General features: G+C 57.1%; 13 protein-coding genes and 1 pseudogene. All 14 read left to right on the top strand.

Annotation, left to right across the window (positions count from 1 at the left end):
• Position 1: 1 nt before the first annotated feature.
• Positions 2-823 (top strand): annotated as a pseudogene (gene fliH / locus MKI83_RS01495) (flagellar assembly protein FliH); the annotation flags it as partial.
• A 488-nt stretch (positions 824-1,311) separates the two neighbouring features.
• Positions 1,312-2,679, top strand: a complete 1,368-nt coding sequence (fliI, locus tag MKI83_RS01490; protein WP_241582916.1) for a flagellar protein export ATPase FliI — start codon at positions 1,312-1,314, stop codon at positions 2,677-2,679.
• 5 nt (positions 2,680-2,684) lie between these two features.
• Positions 2,685-3,134, top strand: a complete 450-nt coding sequence (gene fliJ / locus MKI83_RS01485; protein WP_241582915.1) for a flagellar export protein FliJ — start codon at positions 2,685-2,687, stop codon at positions 3,132-3,134.
• Between the two features lie 130 nt (positions 3,135-3,264).
• Positions 3,265-3,570, top strand: a complete 306-nt coding sequence (locus MKI83_RS01480) for an STAS domain-containing protein (protein WP_241582914.1) — start codon at positions 3,265-3,267, stop codon at positions 3,568-3,570.
• 8 nt (positions 3,571-3,578) lie between these two features.
• The gene (locus MKI83_RS01475) at positions 3,579-5,261 is read left to right on the top strand and encodes a fused response regulator/phosphatase (protein ID WP_241582913.1); all 1,683 of its coding nucleotides are present in this window, start codon (positions 3,579-3,581) and stop codon (positions 5,259-5,261) included.
• 31 nt (positions 5,262-5,292) lie between these two features.
• Positions 5,293-5,628, top strand: coding sequence for an Hpt domain-containing protein (locus MKI83_RS01470; protein ID WP_241582912.1), 336 nt, complete (start codon positions 5,293-5,295; stop codon positions 5,626-5,628).
• A gap of 162 nt (positions 5,629-5,790) precedes the next feature.
• The gene (locus tag MKI83_RS01465; protein WP_241582911.1) at positions 5,791-7,095 is read left to right on the top strand and encodes a flagellar hook-length control protein FliK; all 1,305 of its coding nucleotides are present in this window, start codon (positions 5,791-5,793) and stop codon (positions 7,093-7,095) included.
• A gap of 187 nt (positions 7,096-7,282) precedes the next feature.
• Positions 7,283-7,798: a flagellar basal body-associated FliL family protein gene (locus tag MKI83_RS01460; protein ID WP_241582910.1), complete on the top strand. Its 516-nt coding sequence runs from the start codon at positions 7,283-7,285 to the stop codon at positions 7,796-7,798.
• 21 nt (positions 7,799-7,819) lie between these two features.
• A complete protein-coding gene (gene fliM, locus MKI83_RS01455; protein ID WP_241582909.1) occupies positions 7,820-8,791 on the top strand; it encodes a flagellar motor switch protein FliM in 972 nt (323 codons plus the stop codon).
• Between the two features lie 51 nt (positions 8,792-8,842).
• A complete protein-coding gene (gene fliN, locus MKI83_RS01450) occupies positions 8,843-9,322 on the top strand; it encodes a flagellar motor switch protein FliN (protein WP_241582908.1) in 480 nt (159 codons plus the stop codon).
• Positions 9,322-9,771, top strand: a complete 450-nt coding sequence (fliO, locus tag MKI83_RS01445) for a flagellar biosynthetic protein FliO (RefSeq protein ID WP_241582907.1) — start codon at positions 9,322-9,324, stop codon at positions 9,769-9,771. Before fliN ends, fliO begins: the two co-directional genes overlap by 1 nt.
• A complete protein-coding gene (gene fliP, locus MKI83_RS01440) occupies positions 9,768-10,562 on the top strand; it encodes a flagellar type III secretion system pore protein FliP (RefSeq protein ID WP_370867320.1) in 795 nt (264 codons plus the stop codon). Before fliO ends, fliP begins: the two co-directional genes overlap by 4 nt.
• 21 nt (positions 10,563-10,583) lie before the next feature.
• Positions 10,584-10,853: a flagellar biosynthesis protein FliQ gene (gene fliQ / locus MKI83_RS01435; RefSeq protein WP_241582906.1), complete on the top strand. Its 270-nt coding sequence runs from the start codon at positions 10,584-10,586 to the stop codon at positions 10,851-10,853.
• A gap of 7 nt (positions 10,854-10,860) precedes the next feature.
• A complete protein-coding gene (gene fliR / locus MKI83_RS01430; protein ID WP_241582904.1) occupies positions 10,861-11,634 on the top strand; it encodes a flagellar biosynthetic protein FliR in 774 nt (257 codons plus the stop codon).
• The last annotated feature ends 6 nt before the right edge of the window (positions 11,635-11,640 follow it).

The following is an 11,640-nucleotide window of genomic DNA, read 5'->3' as shown; positions in this document are numbered from 1 at the left end:
CATGGCCAAGCAAAGCTCCGAGTTGTTGCGCGGTGAAGACGTTAGCGCATTCGGGCGTTGGGACTTACCCAGTTTCGACGAAGGCTCAGCGCATGTGGTGGTTAAGCCCAAGGCTGACGCCGAATCAGCGGATGAGGCAGCGGAGGGCGCGGAGCAAGTTGACGCCAAAGCTAAGCCCGCTGAGCCGGTGGGCGAGACGCTGGATGAAGACAGCGTACAACCGCTGACACTGGAACAGCTCGAAGCTATCTCGCAGGAAGCCTACGACGAGGGCTACAACGCCGGTGAGACCGAAGGCTACGCCGCCGGTTTGGCGCGTGCCGAACAAGAGACGCGTCAGCAGCAGGCGGAGTATGCCCAGCGTCTGGATTTGATCTTGCAGCAATTGCTTGAGCCGCTGGCTGAACAAGATCAAGCCATCGAAGCGGCCATGCTGCACTTGGTACAGCAAGTCAGCGAAGGCGTGATCCGCCGTGAGTTAAGCCTCGACTCTAGTCAGATCGAACACGTTTTGCGTGATGCGTTAAAGCTGTTGCCCTTGGGTGCAGAACGCATCCGTATTTATCTGCATCCGCAAGATTTAGAGCGCGTCAAAGCGCTGCGCCTGCGTCATGAAGGCGACTGGAAAATCCACGAAGATGACAGCTTGCTCGCCGGCGGTTGTCGCATTGAAGCCGGACATAGCTTGATCGACGCCAGCCTTGATACGCGCTTGCAGCAAGTGCTCAAGCAGCTTGAAGAGCAGGCGCAAGTGCAAAGCGCGCACCCCGCCGAAGCGGATCAAACCATCGATTTAGAGGATTTGCCGCCGGTAGAACTGCCGGATGAGCCTGAGGCCAACACAACGCAAGCGCCTGAGGCAGAGTTAGAGGCAGAGACAGAGACAGAGACAGAGGCTGAGCAAGCCGCTGAGGAAGCCACTGAAGTAGCGGCTAGTGATCATCCCGAGCCGCCAAGCCCTGATTCGGCGGTGACTGACTCTGACCCACCTGCGGCTGACGTGGCGGCAGAAGAACCCGTTGCAGAGGGTCATGGAGCCAGTGACTCTGCCGAAGCGCCGTTTGCGCCTGAACAGCCCGATATCGACCCGCCAGTTGACAGTCCAGCGAGTGAGTTGGCAGAACCTGATCCGACGGTGACAGCGGAGGGTGATGCTGCTCAGTTAGCGGCTGAGCCTTCGGCGGCTCCAGAAGATGAGTGGAACGAACAAGCTGAGGGCTTAGCCCAAGCCATGCGCGAGCAGCGCCCTGCTTCTGGCGATGAGCCTGAGTCGGCGGCCGATAACATGGCTGACGATGCCGACAAGCCCGCATGAAAATCACCCGCACCAGTTTTGCCAAGCGCCTGAGCGGCTACGACGGCGCCACCACGCTGAGTGAGCGGCCCGCTGTTGAGGGGCGCTTGATTCGTATGGTGGGCTTAACCTTGGAGGCCGAAGGGCTGCGTGCCTCGGTAGGCAGCCGCTGTCAGGTGATCAGCGATGACAGTACCGCCAGCGCGCAGGTCGAGGCCGAGGTCATGGGCTTTTCTGGCGATAAGCTGTATTTGATGCCCGTGGGCTCGCTAGCCGGAATTGCGCCGGGCGCTCGGGTGGTGCCCTTACCCGATGCCGGACGTTTGCCCATGGGCAGCGCCATGCTGGGTCGCGTGCTGGACGGCGCGGGTCGGCCATTAGATGGTTTGCCCGCTTTTGCCGCCGAAGACTGGCTGAGCCTTGAGGCGCCCCTCATTAACCCGCTGGCGCGACAACCCATTCACGAGCCGTTGGATGTTGGTATTCGCGCCATCAACGGTTTATTGACGGTCGGGCGTGGCCAGCGCATTGGCCTGTTTGCAGGCTCAGGCGTTGGTAAGAGCGTGTTGCTGGGCATGATGACGCGCTTTACCGAAGCCGAAGTGATCGTCGTCGGTCTGATCGGTGAGCGTGGCCGCGAAGTTAAAGAGTTTATTGAGCACACCCTAGGCGCCGAAGGCTTGGCGCGGGCGGTGGTGGTGGCGTCGCCGGCCGATGATGCCCCGTTGATGCGCTTGCGCGCAGCGACCTACTGCACGCGCGTGGCTGAGTACTTTCGTGATCAGGGTAAAAACGTGTTGCTGCTGATGGATTCGCTCACGCGTTTTGCTCAAGCGCAGCGGGAAATTGCCTTGGCGATTGGTGAGCCACCGGCGACCAAGGGTTATCCACCGTCGGTGTTTGCCAAGATTCCACAATTGGTTGAGCGCGCCGGTAATGGCGCGGCCGGCGGCGGCTCGATTTCCGCCTTCTACACCGTGCTGTCGGAGGGTGACGATCAACAAGACCCGATTGCCGATGCCACGCGCGCGATTTTGGATGGCCACTTTGTCTTGTCTCGGCGCTTAGCCGAGGAGGGGCACTATCCGGCGATTGATATCGAAGCCTCGATTAGCCGTGCGATGTCGCAAATTGTTGATCCGCAGCACCTCAAGCAAGCGCAACGCTTCAAACAAATGTGGTCGCGCTATCAGCAAAGCCGCGACTTGATCAGCGTGGGCGCCTATGTGCCCGGCGGTGATCCGGAAACCGACTTGGCCATTACCCGCCAAGGCGCGATGAAGCTGTATCTGCATCAAGCTTTGGACGAGCGCCAAACCTTCGCCGACAGTGTGGCCCCGTTGCCGCTGATCTTTGCCGCGACCAATAACCCTAATCACGGTTAACGAATATGGCCGATGCCCGTATTCAGCGCTTGCAACCTGCCATCGCCTTGGCCGAGAAAGCCGAGCGTGAGGCCGCGCGGGTGCTGGGGCAATGCCAGCAGCAGCTGCAAGGCGCGGTGAGCAAACTCGAAGAGTTAGAGCGTTACCGTGGTGAGTATCAACAGCAGTGGCTGAGCATGGGGCGGCAAGGGGTGACCGCAGACTGGATTCAGCGTTATCAACGCTTTTTAGCGCAGTTGGATACGGCCATTGGTCAGCAGCAGCAAGCGGTGCAAATGCGCCGCCATCAGCAAGAGCGAGCGGCCTTGCAGTGGCGTGCTCGGCAAGGCCGCTTAGAGGCGCTGCGCAAAGTGATCGAGCGCTACCGCGCTGAGGCAATTCATCGCGGTGCGCGGGCTGAGCAAAAACAGTTGGATGAGTTAGTGGCTCGCAGCCACTGGCGTCGTCAGCCTTAAAAAGCGGGTAAAAGTTGTTTGTTCGCCTGCGGCCTGCTAAATCTGTTATTTAAGAGGTACGCAGTGATTCAGGACGACTCCTCTGTCGCACTTCATTATCGGTAATAATAAAAAACGTTGAGGAAACACTATGCCCATCTCGTCAGTCGCCTCTTCCGATGGCCACGAATTGACCATCAGCATTCAGGGGCGCTTTGATTTTGGCGCGCATCAAGAGTTTCGCGATGCTTATGAGAAAGTCGCGGTTACGCCGAAAACCTATGTGGTGGACATGAAAGGCGCAACCTATCTCGATAGCTCAGCGTTGGGCATGTTGCTGCTGCTGCGCGATCACGCCGGTGGTGACAATGCGCGAATTCGCTTAGTGCATTGCAACAGTGACGTGCGCAAAATTTTGTCGATCTCGAATTTTGAGCAGCTGTTTCAGATCAGCTAAGCCCTGTTATGTCTGAGCCTTGCACGGTTCTTATCGCCGAAGACAACGCCGCCGACCGCCTGCTGCTGTCGACCATTGTGTCCAAACAAGGGCATCGCGCCATCGTTGCGGCAAACGGGGCCGAAGCTGTTGAGCTGTTTGCCCAAGAGCGCCCGCAGCTGGTGTTGATGGACGCGTTGATGCCAGTCATGGATGGCTTTGATGCCACGCGGCAAATCAAAGCCTTGGCCGGTGATGAGCTGGTGCCGGTGATCTTTCTCACTTCACTGACCGAGACAGAAGCACTGGTACGTGCGCTGGATGCCGGCGGCGATGATTTTCTCTCTAAGCCCTATAACAAGGTCATCCTGCAGGCCAAGTTGGGCGCCATGCTGCGCATGCGCAGCTTGCACAGCACCGTGCTGGAGCAGCGCAACCTAATCGCCAAACACAATGAACACTTGCTGTCTGAGCAGCGGGTGGCCAAAGCCGTGTTTGACCGTATCGCCCATGCGGGCTGCTTGAGCGCGGCCAATATTCGCTATTTGCAATCGCCGTTTGCTTTGTTTAACGGCGATTTGTTGTTGGCTGCGTTTACCCCATCGGGTGGCATGAATATCTTGCTCGGTGACTTTACCGGTCACGGCTTGCCGGCTGCGGTAGGGGCGATGCCGCTCTCTGAAGTCTTCTACGGCATGACCGCTAAAGGCTTTTCGATTGCCGATGTGCTGCGCGAGATGAATCAAAAACTCAAGCGCATCTTGCCGGTCGGCGTTTTCTGTTGCGCGACCTTGATCCACCTTAATTTGCACCAGCGCGTGTTAGAGGTGTGGAACGGTGGCCTGCCGGCTGGCGTGCTGTGCCGCAAAGATGGCTCGCAACAGCCCTTGTTATCGCGCAACTTGCCGCTGGGTATTCTGGAGCCAGAAAGCTTTAACGATCATTGCGAGGTGTTTGATATTGCCGAGGGCGATCGCATCTTGCTGTGGTCCGACGGCGTGCCCGAAAGCGGGAATGCCGCTGGCGAGATGTTTGGCGAAGAGCGCTTGCTCAATGTGCTGAAAAACGCCCCGCATGAGCATCTGTTTGACCAGCTGCGCGCCGCGCTGAGTAACTTCACCGGTGAGCAACAAGACGATTTGAGCCTGGTCGAAGTGGCGGTCGTGCCAGAAGAGTCTCTGCCGTGGCAAAGTTTGCCGGCTTCGGCCAGCACGCGACAAAGCCCGTTGGACTGGTCGGCTGGTTTTGATTTTCGTGCCAGCACGCTACAAGCCTTCAATCCACTGCCGTTTTTGATGCAGTGGTTACTAGAGGTGCAAGAGCTACGTCCGCTGGCGGGCACCTTGTACACCATGCTGACGGAGGTCTACTCCAATGCTTTGGAGCACGGGGTGCTGGGGTTGGACTCGGCATTAAAGGCCGATGCCAATGGTTTTGCCGCCTATTACCGTGAGCGCATGGAGCGTCTTGAGGCGCTAGAGCAAGGCTGGGTGCGTTTGCATTTTGACCACCGCATGGAGGCCGAGGGAGGCTGTTTGACCATTCAGGTCAGCGACAGTGGTGGTGGCTTGCCGGCTGCGGCTATGGCCGTGGCAAATGCCGGAACCCCGTTTGCCGGACGAGGTCTGCGTCTGCTCAATGAGCTGGCCGACGAATGCTGGCGCGATGAGGCCGACGGCAGTTTATTCTTGCGCGTGCGTTGGCAGCGTTAACACAACAAATAAGCAAGGGAAGCAGTCAATCATGAGTGAACCGCGGCTGGATCAGAGCGTGTTGTCGTCACTTAAAGAAGTAATGGAAGACGATTTTCCGTTGCTAGTAGAAACCTTTTTATCCGACTCCCAAGATCGGATTCGCCTGCTGCGCGAAGCCATTGCCACGGAACAAGCGCCAGACGTACGCAATGCCGCGCATAGCTTTAAAGGCAGTTGCAGCAATATGGGGGCTTTGGCACTGGCCGGTTTATGCAAGCAACTCGAGGAGTGCGGCCGCACCGCTAAGCTGGAACCGGCTCCCTTGTTACTGCAAGCGATTGAGCAAGAGTTTGCCGCCGTTAGCCAAGTGTTTGCCCAAGGTTAGCGTTCACCTTGCCGGGGTTTGCCGGTAGCGGCAAAAGACAACCGCGAATAGCCAGGTTTGGTGCTTTAAGGTTGTGTAATTGATTGTTTTATAAGGGTTTTAAGAGTTGGCCTGACGCTTGCTTTGTAAGGATGACATTCCCTGCAGCGGAGACTCAAACCCATGTCTGTCGCCCCCGATATTCTGTTGAACATGAAGCCGGCTGAGATAAGTCCGGCGCCTCGCGCCAGTCAGCAGAAGGCTTCCTCTGGCAATGAGGACGGTGCGTTTTCTAAGGTCTATGCCAAAGAAAAGCGCGGCCAAGATCAGCCGATTAAAAAGAACGACAGTGCTGGCAAACCCGCCACGCCAGCCAACAGCAAGCCTGAGGCTAATGACACGGCCAGTTCGGCGAGCAGCGATACGCCTCCCGCGGCAGAGGCTGCAACCACGGTGGCATCCCCTACGGCGAGCACAACGGTTGCGGCCGGTGTGGCCGTTGATCCTTTGTTGCTGGCGCAGCTACCGCAAGCTTTAGAACTCAATGATGAACTGAGTGCTGAGCTGGAAGCACTGATCAGTGCCGACGAGGTTGATCCCGCTGCGCTCGCTGCTTTTTTGCACAAGCTAACGCCAGAACAACAGAGTGTGGTGGCGCAACTTAGCAGTCAGCTGGCCGATGAGCAGGCTAATTTGCTGCAGCTACCGGGCCTGCGTTTAGAACAAGGTCTGGGTAAGGGTGAGCAAAGCCTGCAGCAAGCGGTGCAAGCGCAAGTGCAGGGCACCACGCCGCAGGCGGCGGTGCAGCACAGCGCGCAGCCGACCACGGCGCTGGCAAGCGTGATGAACTTAACCCCTGACGCAGATTCTCCGCTGGATAAGGTGGCGTTTGCCGATGTGCTGGGCGAGACCAGCGAGCTGGTGAGTGAAGTCACACCGGAGGTTAAACAAGACGCCAGTTCGTCGCGCTTTGCCGCGCTGACCGGTTTGTTAGGCGCGCAAAGCACGCTGAATGCGCGGGGAGCGTTGCCACAAGTGCCGGGTGGTGCGGTGGCTATTCAGCAGCCGGGCTCGACCGAAGCGTTGGTCAATAAGGTGATGTGGCTGTCGAGCCAAAACCTAAAAGCTGCGGAGCTTCACTTAGAGCCTGCTGAGTTAGGGCGCCTGGAGGTGCGAATTAACTTGGATGGTAAAGACCAAGCGCAAGTGACGTTTACCAGTCCTAACGCTTCGGTGCGCGAGGCGTTGGAAAGCCAAGTGCATCGCCTGCGAGAAATGCTGTCCAGCCAAGGTATGAACCTCGTGGATGTGAACGTGTCTGGCCAGTCGCAGCGTGAAACGGCCGCGCAAGAGCACGGGCAGGGGCGCGGCGATGGTCAACGCCAAGGTGGCAATGGAGTGGGCGATGACGCCAGTGTGGCGGTAGCCAGCGCAGCGGCGCAAACGGTGATGAGCCGAGGGCAAGGCTTGGTGGATTACTACGCTTAGCGATAAAACCAGCCATCACTAAAACAAAACCGCAGGCATGACCTGCGGTTTTGCTGTGCGCGCGTCTACAATGCCTTTAAGCCCAGCGACGGGCGATTGGTTGAGTCTTGACGCGCTGCGATGGCATAGCTCTTGCTCAACATCCCTTACACCCGCGAACAGCGGCTCGGAATGACGGATTATTGGCATGGCAAAACAAGAGCAAAAACCAGCAGCAGAGGCCGCCGAGGCAAAACCCGCAGGCAATAAGAAACTCATCATCATGATGCTGGTGGGCTTTATTGTGGTCGGCGCAGCGTCAGCCGGCGGGGTGTATTTCTTTTTAGGCGGCCAGTCAGAACCAGCCGCTGAAGAAGCCGCAGAGCCTGCAGAGCCGGTCAAACTACCAGCCTTGTATGAGCCGCTAACACCCGCCTTTGTGGTCAATTACAACCATGAAGGGCGCAATCACTATATGCAGGTGCACATCAGCTTAATGGCGCGTGACCAAGCCAAGCTGGATGAGCTGAAAGTGCATATGCCCGTACTGAAGAATGAGCTGGTCATGCTCTTTTCCAGTCAAAATTTTGCCGAACTGCAAAAACCCGAAGGCAAGACGCAGCTGCGTGACTTAGCCACCGCCAAGGTTAAGGAAATCGCTCAGCGTGAAGTGGGCGATGAAGTGGTAGAGCAAGTGCTGTTTACCAATTTTGTTTTGCAATAAAGCCATAAGGTAGCGCCCAGCATGGCCGTACAAGATCTGTTATCCCAAGACGAAATTGACGCCTTATTGCATGGCGTCGATGACGGGGATGTTGAAACCGAAACGGATGTTGTTCCTGGCAGCATCAAGCAATACGACCTGACCAGTCAGGACCGTATTGTGCGTGGGCGCATGCCCACCCTTGAGATGATCAATGAGCGCTTTGCGCGTTACACCCGGGTGAGCTTGTTCAACATGCTGCGCCGCTCCGCTGACGTCGCGGTCGGCGGTGTGCAGGTGATGAAGTTTGGCGAGTACGTACACTCGCTGTACGTGCCCACCAGCTTGAACCTGGTCAAGATGAAGCCGCTTCGCGGCACGGCGCTGTTCATCATGGACGCTAAGTTGGTGTTCAAGTTGGTGGACAACTTCTTTGGCGGCGATGGCCGTCACGCCAAGATTGAAGGCCGTGAATTCACCCCCACCGAGTTGCGCGTGGTGCGCATGGTGCTGGACCAAGCCTTTATCGATATGAAAGAGGCGTGGAACTCGGTGTTTAAGTTGTCGTTTGACTACATCGGCTCAGAGGTGAACCCCGCGCTGGCCAACATCGTAAGCCCCAGCGAAGTGGTGGTGGTTTCGACCTTCCATGTGGAGCTTGATGGCGGTGGCGGGGATATGCACCTGACCATGCCGTACTCCATGGTCGAGCCGATTCGCGAGATGCTCGATGCTGGCGTGCAATCTGATATTGATGATCAGGACGAGCGTTGGGTGAAGTCACTGCGCGAAGATATTCTCGACGCCCCCGTGCCGCTGAGTTCGACCGTGGTGCGGCGCAAGCTAAAGTTGCGCGACATTCTAAATATGAAAAATGGCGATGTGATTCCGGTGGAGCTGCCCGAGCACATGGTCATGCGCGCCAACGGCGTGCCTACCTTCAAAGTAAAAATCGGCTCGCACAAAGGCAACCTATCGCTGCAAGTCATTGAGCCGATTAAATCCACTCGTTAAGCGAAGGAGGCTTTGCTGCCCCCTTCAAGCCGTTAGATAAAGAGGTTGTTCATGGCTGATGAAGAGAACCAAGCCCCAGAAGAAGGCGCACAAGACGACGAAGCGCTAGCCGATGAGTGGGCTGCGGCGCTGGCGGAGTCAGGTGATGATGCCGGGCAGGACGATATTGATGCCTTGATGAATCAGGCCGATAGCGCCCCTGCGGCTGGTGCTGCGCCAATGGAGCAATTTGGCACGCCACCCAAAGCGAGCGGTGATGTGAGCCTGGAAGGGCCCAATCTGGATGTCATTCTGGATATCCCCGTGGTTATTTCCATGGAGGTGGGCAATACCAATATCACCATCCGTAACTTGCTGCAGTTAAACCAAGGCTCGGTGGTTGAGTTGGATCGCCTGGCTGGCGAGCCGCTGGATGTGCTGGTCAATGGCACCTTGATTGCGCACGGCGAGGTGGTGGTGGTGAACGAAAAGTTTGGCATCCGCCTGACCGACGTGATCAGCCCCAGCGAGCGGATTAAGAAGTTGCGTTGATGACTAAGCGCTTACTCATGGCCTGTTGTGCCGCGCTGATCGGTGAACAGGCTCTAGCCGCTGCTGCCGTCAGTGCAGCCCCTGTCGCTGAAGCCGCCGCGACCGCTGAGCCTTTGGCTTGGGGCAGCAAGCTGATTGAGCTGAGCGTGGCGCTGCTGGCAGTGATCGCGCTGGTGTTTGTGATGGCGTGGCTGATGCGTCGTATGCAGCAGTTTGGCCCTGCCGGTAAAGGTGCAATCAAATTGCTCGCGGCGGTGCCGCTGAGCCCGCGTGAGCGCTTAGTGCTGGTGCAGGTGGGTAATCAGCAATTGTTGTTGGGCGTAAGCCCGGGCCGCATTAGCACCTTGCACGAGTTACGTGAGCCGATCCCCGTGACCACGACCAGCAATGAGCAGCCCGAGTTTGCCCAGCGTTTGCTAGAAATGCTGAACAAGGATAAGCGCGCATGATGTCCAAGGTGTTGCCGGCGCTGCGGGCGCTGTTTCTGCGTGGCACGCCTTGGTTATTGCTCGGCTTTACCTTGCTAGGCTTAGCGCCGTGGGCACAGGCCGCTGACCCGCTGTCGATACCGGCGATTACCCTCAGTAACGACGACCAAGGCCAGCAGCAATACAGCGTTAGTCTGCAAATCTTACTGATCATGACGGCGCTGGGCTTTATCCCCGCCATCGTTATGTTGATGACCAGCTTTACCCGCATCGTTGTGGTGTTTGCCATTTTGCGCCAAGCCTTGGGCTTGCAGCAGACCCCCTCGAACCAAGTGCTGGTTGGTATCGCCTTGTTTTTGACTATGTTCATCATGGCGCCGACCTTTGATGAAATTAACCGCGACGCCTTGCAGCCCTACTTAAACGAGCAATTGGCCGCTGTGCCTGCGCTGGAAAAAGCGCAAGTGCCGATCAAACGCTTTATGTTGGCGCAAACCCGTGAAAGCGATCTGGAGCTGTTTGTGCGCTTGTCCAAACGCACGGATATCGCCACGCCCGAAGACGCCCCGCTGACTATTTTGGTGCCGGCGTTTATTACCTCCGAGTTAAAAACCGCGTTTCAGATCGGTTTTATGATCTTCATTCCCTTTTTGGTGATCGACTTGGTGGTGTCCAGCGTGTTGATGGCCATGGGTATGATGATGCTCTCGCCCTTGATTGTGTCGCTGCCCTTTAAGTTGATGCTGTTCGTCTTGGTCGATGGCTGGGCGCTGATCATTGGCACATTAGCGGCCAGCTTTGGTGGCGTGTAGCCCGCGCGCGAGGAGGCAGTAATGACCCCAGAAGTGGCGATTGACCTGTTCCGCGAAGCCTTGTGGCTGACGGCGATGATCGTGATGGTGATCGTGGTGCCCAGCTTGCTGGTGGGCTTGGTGGTGGCGACGTTTCAGGCCGCCACGCAAATTAACGAACAAACGTTAAGTTTTTTGCCGCGCTTGATCGTCACCTTGATGACCATGATTTGGACTGGTCCATGGTTGGCGCAGCAGTTGATCGACTTCACCGAGACGTTGATCAAAAACATTCCCTCGTTAATTGGCTGACGCAGCGATGCTGGCGCTCACCACAGAGCAAATCGGCGGCTGGATTGGTCAGTTCTTACTGCCACTGTTTCGCCTTGCTTCGCTATTCATGACCATGCCCATCATTGGTACGCAACTCGTGCCGATGCGCGTGCGTTTGTATTTGGCGCTGTCGTTTACCGTGTTGATTGCCCCGACCTTGCCGCCGATGCCCGTGGTCGATGCCTTAAGTGTGCCCAACATAATGCTGATTGCTGAGCAGATCTTGGTGGGTGCCAGCATGGGGTTCTTTTTGCAGTTGTTTTTCCACATTTTTGTGGTGGCGGGCCAGTTGATTGCCATGCAGATGGGCTTGGGCTTTGCCTCCATGGTCGACCCCAGCAACGGCGTGTCGGTGCCCGTGCTTAGCCAGTTTCTTTTGTTGCTGGTGACCTTGCTGTTTTTAAGCATGAACGGGCATCTGGTGGTGTTTGAGGTACTGGTCAACAGCTTTACGACCTTGCCGGTCGGCAATGCGCTGGTGCTGGAGCACTTTTGGGAGTTGGCCGGGCGCTTGAGCTGGGTGTTGGGCGCAGGCGTATTGATTGCCTTACCGGCAGTCACCGCGTTGTTGATCGTGAACTTGGCATTTGGCGTGATGACCCGCGCCGCGCCACAGCTGAATATTTTCTCGATTGGTTTTCCGATGACCTTAGTGCTTGGGTTGGTGATCTTTTGGATCAGCATCAGCGACATGCTTGGCCAGTACCAAGTGCTGGCCAGCGAAGCACTGCAAATGCTGCGTCAGCTAAGCGAACGGTGAGGTCGC

It is taken from the genome of Atopomonas sediminilitoris, assembly GCF_022601735.1.
GTDB classification, from domain to species: Bacteria; Pseudomonadota; Gammaproteobacteria; order Pseudomonadales; family Pseudomonadaceae; genus Atopomonas; species Atopomonas sediminilitoris.
Note: the sequence above shows the minus strand (reverse complement) of the source record. Positions and strands in the feature narration are given on the sequence as shown.